Source organism: Ochrobactrum soli, assembly GCF_003664555.1.
In the GTDB taxonomy this organism is placed as follows: domain Bacteria; phylum Pseudomonadota; class Alphaproteobacteria; order Rhizobiales; family Rhizobiaceae; genus Brucella; species Brucella teleogrylli.
This window is the reverse complement of sequence record NZ_RCHH01000001.1, coordinates 336,348-356,162: the sequence shown is the minus strand read 5'-3', so window position 1 is coordinate 356,162 and position 19,815 is coordinate 336,348. Positions and strand designations below refer to the sequence as shown.

Sequence of the window (19,815 nt, the reverse complement as noted above, 5' to 3'; positions counted from 1 at the left end):
GTCGGACAGCCTGTCCAAGCGCCGCGGACCATAGTGACGCGGCCACGCTGTGTAAAGGCCAAAGCCCTGTAACCGGATCAGTAAAGTCCGCCCGAGCCGGAGTTGATTGCACGGGTTGCTTGCGGCGATTGCGGTGCGACAGGCGCGCCTTCACGGAACGAATCCATACCGATGACCGAATAGCTGTCGGATGGTCCCGTGCCCGGCTTGAAGGCTTCCATGATCAGATTCGGGTCACCCTCATTGGTGCGCATACCGGTCTTGCGGTTGATCGCAATCAGCGTCATGCCTTCCGGTACGCGGAAGTCCACCTTGGGCGTTCCAGCCAGCGCCTGCTCCATGAAGGATTTGAACACAGGAGCGGCCAAGCCGCCGCCGGTATTGCCGCGTCCGAGCGATGTCGGCGTGTCGTAGCCCATGAATACGCCGACCACGAGGTCCGGCGTAAAGCCGACGAACCATGCGTCCTTTTCGTCATTGGACGTGCCGGTCTTGCCAGCCAGCGGACGGTCGAGGCTCTTCAGAATCTGCGCCGTGCCGCGCTGAACAACGCCTTCCATCATTGATGTGATCTGATAGGCCGTCATCGGGTCCAGCACCTGATCGCGATTGTCGATCAGTGTCGGTTCTTCCTGATTGGCCCAATCCTGCGCATTGCAGCCTTCGCACTGGCGCGCATCGTGCTTGAACACGGTCTTGCCGTAACGGTCCTGAATACGGTCGATCATCGACGGCGTGATGCTCTGGCCACCATTGGCGATGACGGAATAGGCCGTTACCATGCGCAGTACGGTGGTTTCACCCGCGCCGAGCGACATGGAGAGAACCGGCAGCATCTTGTCGTAAACGCCGAAACGTTCGGCATATTCAGCGACAAGCTTCATGCCCATGTCCTGTGCCAGACGCACGGTCATGACGTTACGCGACTGCTCGATACCGTAGCGAAGCGTGGACGGACCGGCGAATTTGCCCGAATAGTTCTTCGGCGCCCAGACACCGAGCGTACCGCCCTGATTGACTTCCAGCGGACCGTCCAGAACCACGGAAGCAGGCGTATAACCATTGTCGAGCGCCGCAGCGTAGACGAACGGCTTGAACGACGAACCCGGCTGGCGATAGGCCTGTGTGGCGCGGTTGAATTCCGATTCCGCATAGGAGAAGCCGCCGACCATCGACAGAACACGACCCGTATGCGGGTCCATGGCGACGAGAGCGCCTTCAAGCTTCGGCGGCTGCTGAAGCCGATAGCCGTTGCCTTCCTTCGAGACATAGATGATATCGCCAGTGTTAAGCACGCCTTCCGGCGACTTCGCACTGCTGCGCTTGCCATCGATATTGGTGACGCGCATCGCCCACTTCATGTCGTCGGCGGTGATAAAGGCGCGCTTGCGCTCCTTGCTGCGCGATCCGGACGCTTCGACTTCCGGCTGGAGGCCGATATCGGCACCGGCAGCGGAAACATTCAGCACAATGGCGAGCTGCCATTCCGGAACATCCGAATAGGATTGCATGTCGCCGAAGGCGGTGCCCCAATCATTACCGAGATCGACATTCTTCAACGGCCCGCGCCAGCCGCGTGCCTCGTCATAGCGCAGAAGCGCAGACTGCAGTGATTTGCGTGCTTCGACCTGCAAGGTCGGGTTCAGTGTCGTGCGGACCGACAGGCCGCCTTCATACAGGGCGTCGACACCATATTTCTGGATGATCTGGCGGCGCACTTCCTCGGTGAAATATTCCGATGCGAAGACATAGTGCATATCGCTGCGCGATGTGACGCCGAGCGGCTGCTTCTTCGCGTCTTCCGCCTCCGCTGTCGTGATATAGCCGTTTTCGGCCATACGATCGATCACCCAGTTGCGGCGTTCCATGGCGCGGGCTGGCTGGCGGAAGGGATGATAATTGTTCGGGCCCTTCGGAAGTGCTGCGAGATACGCGCTCTCCGCGATGTTCAGTTCGCCGACCGACTTGTCAAAATAGGTCAGTGCCGCGCTGGCGATACCGTAAGAGCCAAGGCCGAAGAAGATTTCATTCAGATAGAGTTCGAGAATGCGATCCTTGGAATAGGCCTGCTCGATACGCATGGCCAGAATCGCTTCACGAATCTTGCGGTCATAGGTCTGGGTCGAGGACAGGAGGAAGTTCTTCGCGACCTGCTGCGTGATGGTCGATGCGCCCATCGGGCGGCGACCCGAGCCCATATTCTTGACGTTGGTGATAACGGCGCGTGCCAGACCACCGAAATCGAGACCATGATGTTCGTAGAAGGTCTTGTCTTCGGCGGAGATGAACGCAGCCTTGACCCGGTTCGGCACAGCCTGGATTGGCAAGTACATGCGACGCTCGCGCGCGAACTCCGCCATCAGGCTGCCGTCCGATGCATGAACGCGGGTCATGACCGGCGGCTCGTACTTCGCCAGCACCTCATAATCGGGCAAATCTTTGCTAAGGCTTCCGACGTAAAGGGCAACGCCGCCTGCTGCCAGAAGCATCAGCACCGTACCAATCCCGAAGAAATAACCGATAAGCCTTACCATATTTGCGGAATCCTGCCGTCAGATTATGCCCATGATAAGCGTCAATGCGCCAACCGCCAACCCACGAGCCCCGTAAGGTTCATGGTATCAGGCTTAGTGACCATCAAATGCGTCAAACGCAAGATCGTTTATGCGTTTTAACAGAATTAACATCTTTAGGCTCGGTCCCGGAATAAAAATACGACAAACTGTTGCATGCATGCATCGTCGTGCTGGTGCTCAACCTTTTGTTACGATTGCCGGGCGCCGTAACGTTTCGAACGACTTGATTGCCAAAGCAAGTCGGTCAGCAAGTTTTTTCCGCCATTCCGGGTTGCTTATGAGTTTTTCGTCTTCTGCATTCGACAGATAGCCGATTTCGATCAATACAGAAGGCACGTCCGGGGCGCGCAGCACCTGAAATCCGGCAAAACGGTGCGGATTGTTGATGAGATTAACCTGCCCCTGCAATTGTGCGATCACCTTTTCCGCAAAGCTCAGCGAGAAGCTATGGGTCTCGCGGCGCGTCAGATCGAGCAGGATATCGGCAACTTCCGGCACTTCTTCCGGCGCGGTGCCTCCCAGATTGTCGGATTTGTTTTCACGTTCCGCCATGGCGCGCGCTACCGCATCCGACGCCTTGTCGGAAATCGTATAGACCGTCGCGCCGCGAATATCCTGCTGATTGATCGTATCAGCATGGATGGAGATGAACAGATCGGCCTCATGCTGGCGGGCGATGCGGACGCGTTCGGACAAGCGAAGATAAGTATCGTCGTCCCGTGTCATCAGAACCTGAATGTTCTTTTCCTGCGCAAGACGGTCGCGCAATTCGACACCGAAGGCGAGCGTCAGGTCTTTTTCCTTGATACCGCTCAGGCTTTCAGCACCGCTATCGATGCCGCCATGGCCCGGATCGATCATCACCGTAAACGGTCGGGTCTCGATCTTGGTTGATTGAGCAGAAAGCGCAGCCTTGCGCTCGGTCGAACTCGTGATTTCCGAACGCCCTTGCAGTTGTGCAGTGAATTCCCGGTCGGACGTTGCGACCATATCCGCCACAAGACGATAACCCGACGCGCTTTCATTTTTCAAAACGCGCAGATTTTCCACCTTGAAGGGGCCACGCAAGGTCAGGATAAGGCGCGAACGCCCCTTCCCCGCCAGTCCGTAACGAACATTGGAAACCAGACCTCTGGCTTCAAGGCTCTTTTCGTCGAACCCGAAACGGGTTTCGGGCAACTCGATCACCAGACGATGGGGATTGTCGAAAAGGCGCGTCGTCAGTTCCGGCTCGCGGTCGAACATCACGACGATGCGGGTGCGCAGATCATCGCCTGCCATGCGAAAAGTGAGCGCCGTCAGCGGCTGTCCGGACTGATCGGCGGCCAGAGCGGCGCCCACCTGAAAGAGCCCCACAAAGAGAAAGACCGCAAGCGCCAGCCATTGCCGCACAGTTGCAGAGATTGTCGTTGCTTTTTCACCGTTTCGAAAATGCATTCGCCATCACGATCGAATAATATTGAATTGGTGACACCGAATAGCGATGCCCGCGCTTTTATGTGCGCCTCAATGCGCAACTGTCCACCCGACCCGCTGCACGCAACTCATGAAACTGTCGTACAGAACTACGGTTAACGAAGGATTTCCAGCCGCAATTGAGCCGCGAATATGACCTACATTCGGGTTACGACGAAATTGCGATGCGAATGTCAACTGATATTCGTACTTGTCATCATGCATCCGACGCCATAAAAGCTAATGCAGGTTACGGGTTAGCTGTCAGAATCGTTTGCCGGTTTTCGAATATGACCGGAGAGAACGAGAGCGAGAACAGTGGTTTATACGCTCACAGTCCCGGTGGCCGGAACAGAATTCAGTGGAGATGTGGCTCCCCCGCCCTCCACTTTTGATTGGTCGATTGCGCATTGTTACGCGCTGTCGCCACCGCATCGAACTTAAAGCCGGGTCCGGCTTCAGGATAGAACGGTGCGTGGATTTGAGAATTTAAGGTGTCCTTGTGCGTCCAGTTAGACGCACGGCGCTTTAACGCTCGAGAAGAGCAATGAAATCGGCCCGGTCTCCGGGTCATATATTGAGGTCGTTTCGTTCGGAACAGCTATGGGTCTAGTAAGACTGACCATCGCAAGCCTAAAGACCGTGATCGCCACGTGGCCGTCGCGCGTAAAGGCAGCAGCTTATGTTCCGGCGAACCCAGAACCATCCGGCAGATGCAATACGGTTAGGTCGGCAGCCTTCAGGGCTTCCTCCGGCGCACGTGTTTTGCGTCTTCGCGCCGGTAGGAAAGACACTAATGTCCAACAAAATGCTCATCGATGCCTCCCACCCGGAGGAAACCCGCGTCATTGTTACGCGCGGTAACAAGATTGAAGAATTCGACTTCGAGTCGGAACACAAGAAGCAGCTGAAAGGCAATATCTACCTCGCGCGGGTCACGCGCGTCGAACCTTCGCTTCAGGCTGCATTTGTGGAATATGGCGGCAACCGTCACGGTTTCCTCGCCTTCTCGGAAATCCATCCCGATTATTACCAGATTCCGGTCGCGGATCGTTTGGCGCTGCTTGAAGCGGAAGCCAAGGCGCAGCGCGCCGAAGACGACGATGATGACGAGCCGCGCGCCAAGAGCGAACGCTCTGGCGAGCGTTCGGGTGAACGGTCGAATGACCGCTCGCGTCGCAATCGCCGCCGCGGTGGACGCGACAACCAGAACAAGGGACAGGCCAGCGCATCGGATAACGGCCTGCCCGCAGCCGAGCCCGTCGGTCCCGGTTTTGCGAATTATGTGCCTGGCACACCTGCAAGCGCCCTGTCGCATAAGGGCGACGTGATTTCGGAAGCCATCGACAATGGCGACGAAGACGATGTCGAGCATGAAGAAGACATGGTCGAATCGGTCGGTTCGGAAGATGCGCTGGAAGAACTGCCGACGCATACCCGCACCCATCGCCGCCAGTACAACATTCAGGAAGTCATCAAGCGCCGCCAGATTCTGCTGGTGCAGGTGGTCAAGGAAGAGCGCGGCAACAAGGGCGCTGCTCTCACGACCTATCTGTCGCTGGCCGGTCGTTATTCGGTGCTGATGCCGAACACCGCGCGTGGGGGCGGCATTTCCCGCAAGATCACCCAACCGCAGGATCGCAAGCGACTGAAGGAAATCGTCAAGGAACTCGAAGTGCCGCAGGGCATGGGCGTGATCCTGCGTACCGCTGGCGCCAATCGCACCAAGGCGGAAGTCAAGCGCGACTACGAATATCTGATGCGCCTTTGGGAAAATGTCCGTACGCTGACCTTGCAGTCGACGGCGCCGTCCCTCGTCTACGAAGAAGGCAGCCTGATCAAACGCTCGATCCGCGACCTTTATAACAAGGACATCACGGAAATCCTCGTTTCCGGCGAGAACGGCTATCGCGAGGCCAAGGACTTTATGCGCATGCTCATGCCGAGCCATGCCAAGGTGGTCCAGCCCTATCGCGAACAGGTGCCGATCTTCACACGCAATGGCGTCGAAGCCCAGCTCGACCGCATGCTGCTGCCGCAGGTGACGCTGAAATCGGGTGGTTACCTGATCATCAACCAGACTGAAGCGCTGGTTGCCATCGACGTCAACTCCGGTCGCTCGACGCGCGAACATTCCATCGAAGACACCGCGCTCCAGACCAATCTGGAAGCAGCCGAAGAAGTGGCGCGCCAGCTGCGCCTGCGCGACCTTGCCGGCCTGATCGTCGTCGACTTCATCGACATGGAAGAAAAGCGCAACAATCGCGCTGTCGAAAAGAAGATGAAGGACTGCCTGAAGGACGACCGCGCCCGCATTCAGGTTGGTCGCATCTCGCATTTCGGCCTTCTGGAAATGTCGCGCCAGCGCATTCGCGCATCGGTGCTGGAAAGCACGATGCAGGTTTGCCAGCATTGCGGCGGCACCGGCCATGTCCGCTCGGACTCGTCGATGGCGCTGCATATCATTCGCGGCATTGAAGATTATCTGCTGCGTCATTCGGGCTTTGACATCAATGTTCGCACGCCAGCGGCTTCGGCGCTTTATGTGCTGAACCACAAGCGCCAGTTGCTGGCCGATCTGGAAGGCCGCTTTGGCGTCGCCATCAGCATCGACGCCGATGAAAGCGTCGGTCACCAGCATTTTGCGATCGACAAGGGCGCGCCGTCCACCCGTCCGGTGACACAGCCTCCTGTCCAGCCGATGGCCTATATCGAAGACGACATCGAAGATCCTGAAATTCCGGTCGAGGAAGACGAGGAAGAAGAAGACGTCAAGGCCGAAGCGCCGGCTCGGGAAGAGCGCAGCGAGGAAGGCGACCGCAAGCGTCGTCGCCGTCGTCGCCGTCGTGGCGGCAAGGATCGCGACAACCGCGAACAGACCGCTCAGGACAATGCTGCCACCGAAGATGCCGAAGACGATGCGGATGAAGGCGATGAAGCTTCTGAACCGCGGTCGGATGCCGCTTTGAGCGACGATGATCGCCGTAAGAAGCGCCGTCGTGGCCGTCGCGGTGGACGCAAGAATCGTCGTGAAGACGAGGTGCGCGGTCGCAAGGTTCCTGATCCGGAGTTTGTCGGCTACACGCCTGTTCTGCCGGTAAAGGCCGAGGCCGCTATTGAAGCTGCTGCAGCCGAAGTCGTCGCTGCCAAGGCCGAAATTGTTGAGGTTGTGGAAGCGGTTGCTGTTGCAACGGAAGCTGCCGAAGCGCCGGCTGAAGCCGAAAAGCCAGCCAAGGCTGCCCGCAAGCCGCGTGCCCGCAAGTCTGCAAAGACTGAGGAAGCCGCAGATGAGGTGGTTGCTGCAGAAGTCGAAGAAGCCCCTGTCAAGCCAGCCCGGAAGACCCGGTCTCGCAAGAAGGCCGACGACGCCGCACCGGAAGCCGTAGAAGCGCCTGAAGCCGTGGAAGCTGATAAGCCGAAGCGCCGCACCCGCAAAGCAGCTGCCAAGCCGGTAGAGGTTGAAGAAGGCGCTGCCGAAGCTGTTGAAGTCGAAACCGAAGTGGCTGTGATCGAAGAACCGGCCAAGAATGTTGAGCCTGTCGTCACATCGAGCGAGAGTGACGAACAGAAGCCGAAGCGTGGCGGCTGGTGGCAGAAGAAGGGTTTCTTTTAAGCTCTGCCCGAACATCAGAAATAAAAAAAACCGGCGGAAACGCCGGTTTTTTTGCATCTTTGGTTTCAGGCTGACTGTTGCGGAAGCCAATCTTCCAGGCGGCGAACCGCTTCCTGCATTTCCTCGACTTTTCCAGCATAGGAAAAGCGCATGGTACGGTGGCCATCCAGCGGATCGAAATCGCGGCCCGGCGTTGCGGCGATGTTGATCTCGGCAATCATCTTGCGCGCAAATTCCATGCTGTCATTGGTGAAGCGTGAAACGTCGCAATAAGCGTAGAATGCACCGTCCATCGGTGCCGCGAGTTTCAGCCCCATTTGCGGCAGGTGTTCCAGCAGGATGGCGCGGTTCTGGCGATAGCGATCCTTGATGCGCTCCAGTTCGGCAGTGGCGTGGAAAGCCTCGATGGCCGCGCGCTGCGAAAGCTCTGGCGCGGAAATATAAAGGCTTTGGCTCAGCCGTTCGATGGCGCGAACATCGCCCTCCGGCAGAACCATCCAGCCGATACGCCAACCCGTCATGCAGTAATATTTCGAGAACGAATTGATGATCGTGACATCGTCGGCGATTTCAAGCGCCGTCACATCGTCGGTTTCATAGGAAAGCCGGTGATAAATTTCGTCCGAAATCACGCGAATGCCAAGCGAACGGGCCGTATCGATGATCGCCCTCAGTTCAGGCTTGGCAATGACTGCGCCTGTTGGATTGGCCGGGCTTGCAAATAATACGCCCTTCAACGGCTTTTCGGCGTGCGCAGCCGCCAAAGCCTCGGCAGTCAGCGCCGCCGATGAGCCATTGCCGGTTGGGATTTCCACCACTTCCAGCCCAAGCGCTGTCAGAATATTGCGGTAAGCCGGATAGCCCGGGCGCGTGATCGCCACCCGGTCGCCTGGATCGAAATAGACGACAAAAGCCAGATTGAAGGCCGCCGAAGAGCCGGTCGTAACCGCTATTCGATCTGCCGAAACGGAAACGCCGTAATGATCGGCATAATGCGTGGCAATCGCTTCACGCAGTTCAACCAGCCCCAGCGCGTCGGTATAGCCGATGCGCCCGTCTTTCAACGCCTGTTCGGCGGCCTGCCGCACGATTTGCGGTGCCGGATCTGCGGGCTGGCCAACCGCCATCGAAATGATCGGATGACCTGCCGCGCGGCGGCGGTTGGCTTCGGCCAGAACATCCATGGCGTGGAATGGCTCAACCGCGCTGCGGCTAGAAAGACTGATCAACTTTACCTCCAGAACATTGCAGGCGCTCCGCTGGAGCCGCCGCACGGACACAACACAACATCACCGCCGTATAAACGCCGGATTGCTAAAGCAACAGCGCTTTTAGGAAATTGGGTACATTGTCTTGGATGAATGCTTGTAAACGACACCGGTAGCGCAGTCATAACGCGCTTTGGGGTCTACAGATTGATGGCAACAATATCGGAATTGACCGGATATCAAAGTCGGCAGAGATTGCACGCCCGATATCCGACTTTTAAGATCATGCTGCCTTGTCGAGATATCGTTTAAAAAGCGCTGAGACGGCTATAAGGTCCTGAACCGGAACTTGTTTCCCGATACGATGAATGAACCGATGCGAGATTCGCATGAAATGACGAGGAGGACGACGAGCATTATGGCAGCATTGATCGCGCCGTTCCCGACTGGAACCTTATCCTTTGGACGATTTGTCCGCCGTTCTGTGGCCGCACTTTCAGCACTTGCCGTGGCGGTGACGGGAGTTATGCCTGCATCCGCCCAGTCGCGTGGTGTACCGATCGTGCGCGACGCGGAAATCGAAGCACTGGTTTCAGATTATGCCGCGCCGATCCTGAAGGCCGCTGGTCTTTCCAGCCGTGGCGTGCGCGTCATCCTCGTCAATTCGCCGAGTTTCAACGCCTTTGTCGATGGGCGGCGCATTTTCATCAATACCGGCGCGATCATGCAGGCCGATACGCCCAATGAAATCATCGGCGTGATCGCGCATGAGGCGGGCCATCTGGCGGGCGGGCATCAGGATCGCCTGCGGGAACAGTTGAGCCGCGCGCGGACCATGGCGGTGATCGGCATGTTGCTCGGCGTGGGCGCAGGCGTTGCAGGCGCAGCAGCAGGCAGCGGGTCTGCAGCCGGTGCAGGCGGCGGCATCGCGCTTGGCAGCGCCGAGGCGGCAATGCGCAGCCTGCTCAGCTATCAGCGTACCGAGGAAATGACCGCCGACCGTATGGCAGTCAATTATCTCAATGCGACCGGGCAGTCGTCCAAGGGAATGCTGGACACGTTCCAGCGTTTTGCCTCCGCCCTCTCCCTGTCAGGCACGCAGATCGATCAATATCGCATCAGCCACCCGCTTCCGCGTGAACGTATCGCCAATCTGGAAGAACTGGCCAAGAAGAGCCCAAACTTCAACAAGACGGATTCGCCCGCACTTCAATTGCGTCACGACATGGCACGCGCCAAGATTGCCGCTTATTCGGGCAATATGGGCGCGCTGCAACGCATGTTTCGCAGCAATCCCGGCGGGCTTCCGGCGCGCTATGGCAGCGCCATCACCACCTATCTGAACGGTGCTGCGCGTTCCGCCCAGCCCAAATTCGACGCGCTGATCAAGGAACAGCCGAAGAACCCTTATTTCTTTGAAATGCGCGGCGAAGTTCTCATCAAGGCGAATGATGCCGCCGGCGCAGCAAAGGCTTTCCAGACCGCCGTATCGCTCGACCCACGCAAGTCTCCGCTGCTGCGCATGAGCTACGGACGGGCACTCATGCTGACGGGCACAAAGGCGAACATGCCAACCGCGATCAAGGAGATCAAAGCGGGCATTGCTTCCGATCCCGAGTTTCCGGGCGGCTATGGATATCTCGCGCAGGCCTATGGCCAGCAGGGCAATATGGGCCTTGCAGACCTCGCAACCGCCGACATGAACTTCTATGCGGGCAAACTTCAGGATGCCCAAATATTCGCAATCCGCGCACAGAAGCAGCTGAAATCCGGCTCGCCGGACTGGTTGCGTGCGCAGGACATTATCAATACGAAGAAAAGCAAATAACGCCCGACATAGTCCTCCTGGCAGGGCGTATTTTTAAACGGATTGGAATTTGAAGATGAAGAACGCAGTTTCCATCACGCTGGCAAGCGGCATTGTCGGTCTGGCAGCGCTGGCTCTTGGCTATGGTGCGGGTCTGTCGCGCCATTCGGCTGCGCCCGTCGCCCCAGCAGCAGCGGCAGTAACAGCTGAAGCACCGCTTAACCAGCAAGCCATTGAAAATGTGGTGCGCAACTATCTTCTCAAGAACCCAGAACTGATGCTGGAAGTGCAGACCGCGCTCGAAACCAAGCAGGCGCATGACGCGCAGGAGCAGGTCAAGAAGGTGCTGGCTGCCAACCAGAGCGCACTTTACCACCCCGAGCATGACGCAGTTTTTGGCAATCCGAACGGCGACGTAACCGTCTATGAGTTCTTCGATTACAATTGCGGCTATTGCAAGCGCGCCCTGCCCGACATGCAGGCCATCCTGAAAAACGATCCGAATGTTCGTTTCGTCATGAAGGAATTCCCGATCCTCGGCCCAGATTCGGTGAAGGCGCATATTGTTGCGCAGGCCTTCAAGGCGCTGATGCCGGAAAAATATGCTGAATTCCACGGCGTATTGCTGGGCGCACAGGAGCGCGCGACCGAGGCATCTGCGATTGCCGATGCCGTCAAACTTGGCGCCGATGAAACCGCACTGCGCGAAAAGATGAAAGACCCGGCGATCACCGGCGCTTTCCAGGATACCTATCAATTGGCAACGCAGCTCAACATCACCGGCACGCCGTCCTATATCATCGGCAGCGAGCTGGTGCCGGGCGCCATCGGTGTCGATGGTCTGGTGGAGAGAATCGCCGCAGCACGTACCGCCGCCAAGAAGTAAAACTGACACCTGTGCCCGATACGCTTTTCCCTGACAGGCGTTTCGGGCACAGACTTATCAAAACTCGGTGATAACCGGCGATTAAAGCAAATATGCCGCAATGCCGGTGCATCTCGCAAAGAATAGCGGGAAAAACCGGTCAGGCAGGACATCTGCACTGAATTATAGGGTTTCGGCTTGCATCCAAGCTCTCTATATGGAAAGCGAAGTGTTACTAAATTTTCGTGGTAACACGATATCGGTTGCAAAGGATTTGGCGCGGACACAATGGCAAAGACGGTTTTTGTTCTAAACGGTCCCAATCTCAATCTTCTGGGAAAGCGTGAACCGGGGATTTATGGCGTTGCGACGCTGGCCGACATTGAAGAGGCTTGCAAGCGCGAATCCGGTTCTCTCGATCTTGACGTTGATTTCCGCCAATCCAATTATGAAGGCGATCTGGTCACTTGGATTCAGGAAGCGGGCAAGAAAGACGCCTATGTCCTGATCAATCCGGCGGCCTACAGCCACACTTCAATTGCCATTCACGACGCGATCCGCTCTGCAAAGGTCACGGTTGTGGAAGTGCATCTTTCGAACATTCATACGCGTGAGGCCTTCCGGCACCACTCTTATGTATCCGCAGTCGCCAAAGGCGTCATTTGCGGCTTTGGCGCGGAAGGGTATCTGCTCGGCCTACGCGCGCTCGCGGCAATTGCCAAAGAACAAGAACACAACGGGCAAAGCGTAAAAGGGGCCTGATATGTCCAGCAAAAACACTGTCATCGACAAAGAAACCATCCGCGATCTGGCGGATATCCTCAACGATACCGACCTCACGGATATCGAAATCGAACATGGCGATCTGCGCATCCGCGTTTCGCGCAATGTAACGGTTCAAGCCGCAGCGACCGTTTATCCGGCCGCAGCACCGGCTGCTGTTGCAGCGCCTGCCGCCGCTCCGGCAGCCGCCGAGCCGACCAAGGCTGAACTGGCAAAGAATGCCGTTCCTTCGCCGATGGTTGGCACCGCCTATCTCGCTCCGGCACCGGGCGCCCGCAACTTTATCGAAGTCGGCACACAGGTGAAGGAAGGCCAGACCCTCCTCATCATCGAAGCCATGAAGACCATGAACCAGATCCCCGCCCCGCGCGCCGGGACGGTCAAGGCCATTTTGATTGATGACGCCCAGCCGGTTGAATTCGGCGAACCGCTCGTCGTGATCGAATAAGCGTCGCACAACCATTGTTTGACGTGTCTTCACTTCACGAAACGGGAACTGGCAGCAAGCGCATGTTTCAAAAGATCCTCATAGCCAATCGTGGCGAAATCGCTCTTCGCGTGCTCAGAGCCTGTAAGGAACTGGGCATCAAGACGGTCGCCGTTCACTCCACGGCAGATGCCGACGCGATGCATGTCCGTCTGGCGGATGAAAGTGTTTGTATCGGACCGCCGCCCTCGCGCGACAGCTATCTGAACATTCATCAGATCGTTGCTGCTTGCGAGATCACCGGCGCCGATGCGATCCATCCGGGCTACGGCTTCCTGTCCGAAAACGCAAAGTTTGCGGAAATTCTCGAAGCACACAACATCACCTTCATCGGCCCCACCGCCTCGCATATCCGCATCATGGGCGACAAGATCGAAGCCAAGCGCACAGCCAAGCGCCTTGGCATTCCGGTCGTTCCTGGTTCCGATGGCGGCATCACCGACGATGTTGAAGCTGCCCGCGTGGCCAAGGAAATCGGCTTCCCGGTCATCATCAAGGCTTCGGCCGGTGGTGGCGGTCGCGGCATGAAAGTGGCGCGTACCGAGGAAGACCTGTCGGTTGCGCTCGCAACCGCTCGCTCAGAAGCTGCTGCCGCTTTCGGTGACGATGCCGTCTATATCGAGAAATATCTCGAAAAGCCGCGTCACATCGAAGTTCAGGTCATGGGCGATGGTGCGGGCAACGCGATCCATCTGGGTGAACGCGACTGCTCCTTGCAGCGCCGTCACCAGAAGGTCTGGGAAGAAGCCAACTCTCCGGCTCTTAATTCGGAAGCGCGCGACAAGATCGGCATGATCTGCGCCAACGCTGTTGCCGAGCTTGGCTATCGCGGTGCGGGCACGATCGAGTTCCTCTATGAAAACGGCGAGTTCTATTTCATCGAAATGAACACCCGCCTGCAGGTGGAGCATCCGGTCACGGAAGCCATCACCGGCATCGATCTTGTGCATGAGCAGATTCGTGTCGCTGCGGGTCTCGGCCTTTCGGTGAAGCAGAAAGATGTGCGTTTCTCTGGCCATGCCATTGAATGCCGCATCAATGCCGAAGACCCGCGCACCTTCACGCCATCGCCGGGTCTCATCACCCACTACCATACGCCTGGTGGCCTCGGCATCCGCGTGGATTCCGGCGTTTATTCCGGCTATCGCATTCCGCCTTATTACGACAGCCTCATCGGCAAGCTCATCGTGCACGGACGCAACCGCGTCGAATGCATGATGCGTCTGCGTCGTGCGCTGGACGAATTCGTGGTGGATGGCGTCAAGACGACCCTGCCCCTGTTCCAGGAGCTGATCGGAAATCAGGACATCGCCAATGGTGCCTATGATATCCACTGGCTGGAAAAATATCTGGCCAGCCAGTCTGAGAACGAAGGCGCTTAAATAAGTGACTGCAGGAGCAAAACCGGACGACTATATAATCGAACCGGAATTGCTCCTGCGCGCTTACGCCACCGGGGTTTTCCCGATGGCCGAAGAGGCGGATGATCCAGAGGTCTTCTGGGTACGCCCTGAAAAACGCGGTGTTATTCCGCTGGATGGTTTCCACATCCCCCGCAGCCTGCAAAAGACCATTCGGCAGGGCATTTTCGATATCAGGCTGGATAGCGATTTCGAGGGCGTCATAGATGGATGCGCCAGCGGGGTCGGCGAACGTGCGCGCACATGGATCAACGGTCCAATCCGCGAAGCCTATGGCAAATTATTCGAAATCGGACATTGCCACACAGTCGAGGCATGGCACGAGGGCAAGCTGGTCGGCGGCCTTTATGGCGTGACGCTCGGGAGGGCATTTTTCGGTGAGAGCATGTTCACACGCAAGCGTGACGCTTCAAAGGTCTGCCTTGCTTATCTGGTGCAACATCTGGTCAAGCAGGGTTTTCTGTTGCTCGATACCCAATTCACCACGCCGCATCTAGAGCGGTTCGGTGCAATCGAAGTTCCCCGCAAGAAATACGAGAAAATTCTCGAGCAAGCCCTCGAAGGTATTGCCCTTTTCTAACTGTCGGAAGGTGGTTTGATCAGTTCTGCTTTGCCGCCGGTGCCGGAACGTCGGACTTCTGCTTGCAGTCTTTCAGCCAAACGTCATAGATCGGATGCTCAACGGCGTTGAGACCGGGACTGTCTGCGAACATCCAGCCGGTGAAGATACGGCGTATTTTGCGATCCAGCGTAATTTCCTCAACCTCGACAAAACTGTCGGTGCGCGGCGCTTCATTTTCGGTGCGGGAATAGCAAACCTTCGGCGTCACCTGAAGCGCGCCGAATTGAACCGTCTCATTGATATAGACGTCAAAAGTCGTAATGCGGCCTGTAATCTTATCCAGCCCCGAAAACTCCGCGACCGGATTGGAAATGCGTTCTGCCTGAGCAGCGTGCAAGCTGCCAACAGCGGTAAAAAGCGAAATCAGGGCCACATATGCAGCCTTCTTGATTCTGTTCTTTCCGTTGCCAGCCGTGCCGGGGGAATGCTTCGTCAAAACGGAAACCCGCATCAAAGTTTGTCGAATAAACTGGAATAATTCCTAGGCATGAAATGTGACGATTCGTTGCTCTGCTGCAAGTTGCAATGCCACGATCACACCCTCGTCGCCTGTCTATCCCGGCTTTTTAAGTGAAAAAACAAGCAAGGCGACGGCAAATAAGAAAATCCGGCGTGAAAATCACGCCGGATCGTAAACTTTGTCAGTCTTAATTACCCGGCGTCCAGGCGTCATATTCGCCCGTCACACGTGGACGCTCGGCCGGTTCCGTACCCGGACGCGCAATCGAGCCCTTGGGACGATAGGCGAGCGGGGAGCCGGTCAGGTTCTGCAAATGCGGCTTCTGCCAGTCGCGCGGCTTGTAGTCTTCCTTGCTTGGCGGCGTATCGACACGATGATGCATCCAGCCGTGCCAGCCCGCAGGAATTGCACTCGCTTCCGCATAGCCATTGAAAATGACCCAGCGGCGCGTGCGACCTTCGGAGTCCTTGCCACCCTGATAGTAGATATTGCCGAACTCGTCCTCACCGACGCGCTCGCCCTTGCGCCACGTATGAAGGCGGGTGCCGAGCGTCTGGCCATTCCACCAGGTGAAGACTTGCGTAAGAAATTTCATCATGGCCTTTTCCAGATCCATCATCTCGCAGACAGCCGAAACTGCCGCTTTATTCTTGCTTATGGCCCTATCGTCCGATCAAGGCAAGGGTCAAGTTGCCGCTGTCACAAGAGTATGAAGAGCGTCACACGCTCCAGCCCTCGAGCGACTTTTCCATGACCAGAACGGGTTCCTTGCAATTCGGATCGCCCCAATCTTCGTTGCGCCCGACCGTGACATAGCCCTTGCGTTCGTAGAACCTCACCGCCTTGGCATTCTTCTCGATGACTTCGAGCTTGATCGTGCGCACATCCGGGAAAGCCATTTCGATTTCCGCAAGCAGCATCGTGCCGACGCCCTGAACCTGCACGTCGGGGCGCACATAAAGCTGGTGCAGCGATACCTTGCCTTCCTCGGACTGGCTGGCGAAGGCCATACCATCAATGCCACCCTCGCCGTTATCGGCGACGATGAATTCCGAATAAGGCTTGCGCAGATTGGCTTTCAGCGCGGCAACACTGTGCCACTGGCCGGTGACGGCGTTGACCATCTCCCGGCCCAGAATGTCGTCGAAAGTCGCGTGCCAGGTCGAAACCAGCAGTTCGTGCACTGCCTTCAGATCGGCCTCGGTGGCGCTTCGAACCCACATTACTCCTCGATCCCGAGCTTGGCCTTAACCAGATCATTAACAGCCTGTGGGTTGGCCTTGCCGCCCGTCGCCCTCATGACCTGTCCCACAAACCAGCCGGCCAGCGTCGGCTTGGCCTTGGCCTGTTCGACCTTGTCCGGGTTGGCCGCAATGATATCGTCAACAGCCTTTTCGATGGCGCCGGTGTCGGTGACCTGCTTCATGCCGCGTTCTTCAACGAGCTTCTTCGGGTCTCCGCCTTCGTTCCAGACGATTTCGAACAGATCCTTGGCGATCTTGCCGGAAATCGTGCCGTCCTTGATGAGATCGATCACCGCGCCGAGCTGTTCCGGGCTGACCGGTGATTCCTCGATGCTCTTGCCCGCCTTGTTGAGCGCGCCGAGCAGATCGTTGATGACCCAGTTGGCCGCAGCCTTGCCATCGCGACCGGCAGCGACAGATTCGTAATAGTCGGCAATCGCCTTTTCCGTGACCAGAATAGAGGCGTCGTAGATCGAAATGCCCTGCTTTTCGACCAGACGCTGCTTCTTTTCATCCGGCAGTTCCGGCAGTTCGGCAGCCAGCGCATCGACAAAGGCCTGATCAAATTCGAGCGGCAGCAGATCCGGGTCTGGGAAATAGCGGTAGTCGTGCGCTTCTTCCTTGGAGCGCATCGAACGGGTTTCGCCCTTCACGGGATCAAACAGGCGCGTTTCCTGATCAATCGAACCGCCATCTTCCAGAATGGCGATCTGACGGCGGGCCTCATATTCGATGGCCTGACCAACGAAGCGGATCGAGTTGACGTTCTTGATTTCGCAACGTGTGCCGAACTCGCCACCCGGACGACGCACGGAAACATTGACGTCGGCGCGCATGGAGCCTTCGTCCATATTGCCGTCGCAGGTGCCGAGATAGCGGACAATCGTGCGCAGCTTGGTGAGGTAGGCGCGTGCTTCATCCGACGAGCGCAGGTCCGGCTTGGAGACGATTTCCATCAGCGCCACGCCAGAGCGGTTCAGATCGACATAGGACATGGTCGGATGCTGGTCGTGCATCGACTTGCCCGCGTCCTGTTCCAGATGCAGGCGCTCGATGCCGATCTCCACATCTTCGAACTGGCCCTTATTGTCGGGGCCGACCGAAATCATGATCTTGCCCTCGCCGACAATCGGCTGCTTGAACTGCGAAATCTGATAGCCCTGCGGCAGATCGGGATAGAAGTAGTTCTTGCGGTCAAACACCGACTTCAGATTGATCTGGGCATTGAGACCGATGCCCGTGCGGACGGCCTGCTTGACGCATTCCAGATTGATGACCGGCAGCATGCCCGGCATGGCGGCATCCACCAGAGACACATTGGCGTTCGGATCGGCACCAAACGACGTGGAAGCGCCGGAGAACAGCTTCGACTCGGACGTGACCTGCGCATGGACTTCCATGCCGATGACGACTTCCCAGTCGCCGGTGGCGCCGGAGATGAAGCGTTTCGGTTCCGGTATGCGCGTATCAATAAGGGACATGCTGGCTCGCAAATATTCTGATTGAGCTAAAAACGGATTGATTACTGGCTAGAGCAAAGCCCCCATGGATGCAAGCTTTTCAGCCGTTTATCCGTGGGTTGAAACGGAAAAGGCCGCGCAATGCGCGGCCAGTTCCAAATTCGCTAGATAGAAAAGATTAAGCCTCTTCGGACTTGTCTTCGTCGGCCTTCTTCTTAGGAGCGGCCTTCTTCTTCGGTGCAGCCTTCTTTGCAGGCTTTGCTTCCGAACCGTCTTCGTCTTCAGCCGTCAGCTCTTCCTTCGAGACCTTCTTGTCGGTCACGTTGATGTTGGCGAGCAGATGATCGACGACCTTTTCTTCGAAGATCGGGGCGCGGAGGTTAGCCACGGCATCCGGCGTCTTGCGCAGGAAGTCGTAGATTTCCTTTTCCTGGCCCGGATAGCGACGAACCTGGTCATAAACGGCGCGCTGCAGTTCTTCTTCCGACACTTCTACGCCAGCCTTCTCACCGATTTCGGAGAGAACGAGGCCGAGACGAACGCGGCGTTCAGCGAGCTTGCGGTATTCTTCGCGAGCAGCTTCTTCCGTGGTTTCTTCGTCTTCGAAGGTGCGGCCAGCCTGCTGCAGGTCGAAGTTGATCTGCTGCCAGATGTTGTTGAATTCAGCGTCAACCAGCTTCTGCGGGGTTTCGAACTGATAATCGCCGTCCAGAGCGTCGAGAATCTGGCGCTTTACCTTCTGGCGGGTGATCTGGCCGTACTGGCTTTCGATCTGTTCGCGAACAACCTGACGCAGACGCTCCAGCGACTCGATGCCGAGCTTCGTCGCAGTTTCGTCGTTGAGTTCGAGTTCGTTCGGCTTGGCAACTTCCTTGACCTTGATGTCGAAGGTGGCTTCCTTGCCTGCGAGATGCGCTGCGCCGTATTCAGCCGGGAAAGTCACGTTGATGACCTTTTCGTCGCCAGCCTTGACGCCAACAAGCTGTTCTTCGAAGCCCGGAATGAACTGACCCGAACCGAGAACCAGCTGTGCGTCGTTGTCGGCGCCGCCGTCAAACGGCTCGCCATCGAGCTTACCGAGATAGTCGATCGTGACGCGATCTTCGTTTTCGGCCTTGCCCTTCTTGGTCTCAAAAGTGCGGGTCGACGAAGCGATACGCTTGACCTGCTCATCGACTTCCTCATCGGTGATGTCGACGACTTCACGGGTCACGGCGATCTTGGAGAAATCCTTGACTTCGATTGCCGGCAGAACTTCGTAGTTCAGCGAGAAAACGAAATCGGCCTTGCCGTCGAGAACCTTTTCGGCTTCTTTTTCGTCTTCCGACATGATGACTTCAGGCTGGGTGGCCGACTTTTCGTTACGGTCTGCGAGAACCGAACGCGACGAATCGCTCAGGATTTCGTTGACGATCTCGGCCATGAACGAACGGCCATACATCTTGCGCAGGTGACCGGCAGGCACCTTGCCCGGACGGAAACCATTGATCTTGGCGCGACCGCGCGCGGTATCGAGCCGCTCAACGAGCTTGGCTTCGAGATCTCCGGCCGGAACCACGACTTTAATCTCGCGCTTCAGCCCTTCATTGAGCGTTTCGGTAACCTGCATGTTCAAACCTTCACTTCTTGTCATTGTCCCGCCGTTTCCGGCATTTTGCCTCAAGACGCGGGAGAGAAATTCTTTGGCCTTATGGCAGTTGGTGCGGATAGAGGGACTCGAACCCCCACGGTCTCCCGCCAGAACCTAAATCTGGTGCGTCTACCAATTTCGCCATATCCGCTTCTGAACCGAAGCGCATTCTTTAAGAACGCAC

The 19,815-nt window shown here is 57.2% G+C and carries 15 protein-coding genes, 1 tRNA gene and 1 pseudogene; 7 read left to right on the top strand and 10 right to left on the bottom strand.

Annotation, left to right across the window (positions count from 1 at the left end):
• Positions 1 to 77: 77 nt before the first annotated feature.
• The 3 genes and pseudogenes from D8666_RS01760 to D8666_RS01750 form a co-directional block, all read right to left on the bottom strand.
• Positions 78 to 2,534, bottom strand: coding sequence for a penicillin-binding protein 1A (locus D8666_RS01760; RefSeq protein ID WP_121536030.1), 2,457 nt, complete (start codon positions 2,532 to 2,534; stop codon positions 78 to 80).
• Positions 2,535 to 2,753: 219 nt separating this feature from the next.
• Positions 2,754 to 4,013, bottom strand: a complete 1,260-nt coding sequence (locus tag D8666_RS01755; RefSeq protein WP_121536027.1) for an N-acetylmuramoyl-L-alanine amidase — start codon at positions 4,011 to 4,013, stop codon at positions 2,754 to 2,756.
• A gap of 632 nt (positions 4,014 to 4,645) precedes the next feature.
• Positions 4,646 to 4,825 (bottom strand): annotated as a pseudogene (locus D8666_RS01750) (hypothetical protein); the annotation flags it as partial.
• 2 nt (positions 4,826 to 4,827) lie between these two features.
• Between D8666_RS01750 and D8666_RS01745 the strand changes: the two are divergent.
• On the top strand, positions 4,828 to 7,644 hold the full coding sequence (locus tag D8666_RS01745) for an Rne/Rng family ribonuclease (RefSeq protein ID WP_121536024.1): 2,817 nt from the start codon (positions 4,828 to 4,830) through the stop codon (positions 7,642 to 7,644).
• Between the two features lie 65 nt (positions 7,645 to 7,709).
• On the opposite strand, the gene D8666_RS01740 is transcribed toward D8666_RS01745, so the two are convergent.
• Complete coding sequence (locus D8666_RS01740; RefSeq protein WP_121536021.1) at positions 7,710 to 8,873, bottom strand: pyridoxal phosphate-dependent aminotransferase; 1,164 nt, start codon at positions 8,871 to 8,873, stop codon at positions 7,710 to 7,712.
• Positions 8,874 to 9,270: 397 nt separating this feature from the next.
• On the opposite strand from D8666_RS01740, the gene D8666_RS01735 reads away from it, so the two are divergent.
• From D8666_RS01735 to aat, 6 genes are all read left to right on the top strand, one after another.
• Positions 9,271 to 10,680, top strand: a complete 1,410-nt coding sequence (locus tag D8666_RS01735; RefSeq protein ID WP_121536018.1) for a M48 family metalloprotease — start codon at positions 9,271 to 9,273, stop codon at positions 10,678 to 10,680.
• A 55-nt stretch (positions 10,681 to 10,735) separates the two neighbouring features.
• Positions 10,736 to 11,545, top strand: coding sequence for a DsbA family protein (locus tag D8666_RS01730; RefSeq protein WP_121536015.1), 810 nt, complete (start codon positions 10,736 to 10,738; stop codon positions 11,543 to 11,545).
• Positions 11,546 to 11,812: 267 nt separating this feature from the next.
• Positions 11,813 to 12,286 carry a type II 3-dehydroquinate dehydratase gene (aroQ, locus tag D8666_RS01725; protein ID WP_121536012.1) on the top strand — a complete coding sequence of 158 codons (474 nt, stop codon included), beginning with the start codon at positions 11,813 to 11,815 and terminating at the stop codon, positions 12,284 to 12,286.
• A 1-nt stretch (position 12,287) separates the two neighbouring features.
• The gene (accB, locus tag D8666_RS01720) at positions 12,288 to 12,755 is read left to right on the top strand and encodes an acetyl-CoA carboxylase biotin carboxyl carrier protein (RefSeq protein WP_121536009.1); all 468 of its coding nucleotides are present in this window, start codon (positions 12,288 to 12,290) and stop codon (positions 12,753 to 12,755) included.
• 62 nt (positions 12,756 to 12,817) lie between these two features.
• Positions 12,818 to 14,176, top strand: a complete 1,359-nt coding sequence (accC, locus tag D8666_RS01715; protein ID WP_121536006.1) for an acetyl-CoA carboxylase biotin carboxylase subunit — start codon at positions 12,818 to 12,820, stop codon at positions 14,174 to 14,176.
• Between the two features lie 49 nt (positions 14,177 to 14,225).
• Positions 14,226 to 14,795, top strand: coding sequence for a leucyl/phenylalanyl-tRNA--protein transferase (gene aat / locus D8666_RS01710; protein ID WP_109370214.1), 570 nt, complete (start codon positions 14,226 to 14,228; stop codon positions 14,793 to 14,795).
• A gap of 19 nt (positions 14,796 to 14,814) precedes the next feature.
• On the opposite strand, the gene D8666_RS01705 is transcribed toward aat, so the two are convergent.
• The 6 genes from D8666_RS01705 to D8666_RS01680 form a co-directional block, all read right to left on the bottom strand.
• Positions 14,815 to 15,288 carry a DUF2155 domain-containing protein gene (locus D8666_RS01705; RefSeq protein WP_109368878.1) on the bottom strand — a complete coding sequence of 158 codons (474 nt, stop codon included), beginning with the start codon at positions 15,286 to 15,288 and terminating at the stop codon, positions 14,815 to 14,817.
• 196 nt (positions 15,289 to 15,484) lie between these two features.
• Positions 15,485 to 15,895 carry an NADH:ubiquinone oxidoreductase subunit NDUFA12 gene (locus tag D8666_RS01700; protein WP_167836027.1) on the bottom strand — a complete coding sequence of 137 codons (411 nt, stop codon included), beginning with the start codon at positions 15,893 to 15,895 and terminating at the stop codon, positions 15,485 to 15,487.
• A gap of 121 nt (positions 15,896 to 16,016) precedes the next feature.
• The gene (locus tag D8666_RS01695) at positions 16,017 to 16,520 is read right to left on the bottom strand and encodes a GNAT family N-acetyltransferase (RefSeq protein ID WP_121536003.1); all 504 of its coding nucleotides are present in this window, start codon (positions 16,518 to 16,520) and stop codon (positions 16,017 to 16,019) included.
• Positions 16,520 to 18,022, bottom strand: a complete 1,503-nt coding sequence (gene gatB, locus D8666_RS01690; protein ID WP_121536000.1) for an Asp-tRNA(Asn)/Glu-tRNA(Gln) amidotransferase subunit GatB — start codon at positions 18,020 to 18,022, stop codon at positions 16,520 to 16,522. The genes D8666_RS01695 and gatB overlap by 1 nt, the downstream gene beginning before the upstream one ends.
• A gap of 157 nt (positions 18,023 to 18,179) precedes the next feature.
• On the bottom strand, positions 18,180 to 19,610 hold the full coding sequence (gene tig, locus D8666_RS01685) for a trigger factor (protein ID WP_268967053.1): 1,431 nt from the start codon (positions 19,608 to 19,610) through the stop codon (positions 18,180 to 18,182).
• An 89-nt stretch (positions 19,611 to 19,699) separates the two neighbouring features.
• Positions 19,700 to 19,782, bottom strand: a tRNA-Leu gene (locus D8666_RS01680).
• Between the last annotated feature and the right edge of the window lie 33 nt (positions 19,783 to 19,815).

Excerpts from the sequence above, each read along its gene's own strand:
- D8666_RS01760 (WP_121536030.1), bottom strand. The coding sequence starts at position 2,534 with ATGGTAAGGCTTATCGGTTATTTCTTCGGGATTGGTACGGTGCTGATG.
- D8666_RS01755 (WP_121536027.1), bottom strand. The coding sequence starts at position 4,013 with ATGCATTTTCGAAACGGTGAAAAAGCAACGACAATCTCTGCAACTGTG.
- D8666_RS01745 (WP_121536024.1), top strand. The coding sequence starts at position 4,828 with ATGTCCAACAAAATGCTCATCGATGCCTCCCACCCGGAGGAAACCCGC.
- D8666_RS01735 (WP_121536018.1), top strand. The coding sequence starts at position 9,271 with ATGGCAGCATTGATCGCGCCGTTCCCGACTGGAACCTTATCCTTTGGA.
- D8666_RS01730 (WP_121536015.1), top strand. The coding sequence starts at position 10,736 with ATGAAGAACGCAGTTTCCATCACGCTGGCAAGCGGCATTGTCGGTCTG.
- aroQ (WP_121536012.1), top strand. The coding sequence starts at position 11,813 with ATGGCAAAGACGGTTTTTGTTCTAAACGGTCCCAATCTCAATCTTCTG.
- accB (WP_121536009.1), top strand. The coding sequence starts at position 12,288 with ATGTCCAGCAAAAACACTGTCATCGACAAAGAAACCATCCGCGATCTG.
- accC (WP_121536006.1), top strand. The coding sequence starts at position 12,818 with ATGTTTCAAAAGATCCTCATAGCCAATCGTGGCGAAATCGCTCTTCGC.
- D8666_RS01705 (WP_109368878.1), bottom strand. The coding sequence starts at position 15,288 with ATGCGGGTTTCCGTTTTGACGAAGCATTCCCCCGGCACGGCTGGCAAC.
- D8666_RS01700 (WP_167836027.1), bottom strand. The coding sequence starts at position 15,895 with ATGATGAAATTTCTTACGCAAGTCTTCACCTGGTGGAATGGCCAGACG.
- D8666_RS01695 (WP_121536003.1), bottom strand. The coding sequence starts at position 16,520 with ATGTGGGTTCGAAGCGCCACCGAGGCCGATCTGAAGGCAGTGCACGAA.
- gatB (WP_121536000.1), bottom strand. The coding sequence starts at position 18,022 with ATGTCCCTTATTGATACGCGCATACCGGAACCGAAACGCTTCATCTCC.
- tig (WP_268967053.1), bottom strand. The coding sequence starts at position 19,610 with ATGCAGGTTACCGAAACGCTCAATGAAGGGCTGAAGCGCGAGATTAAA.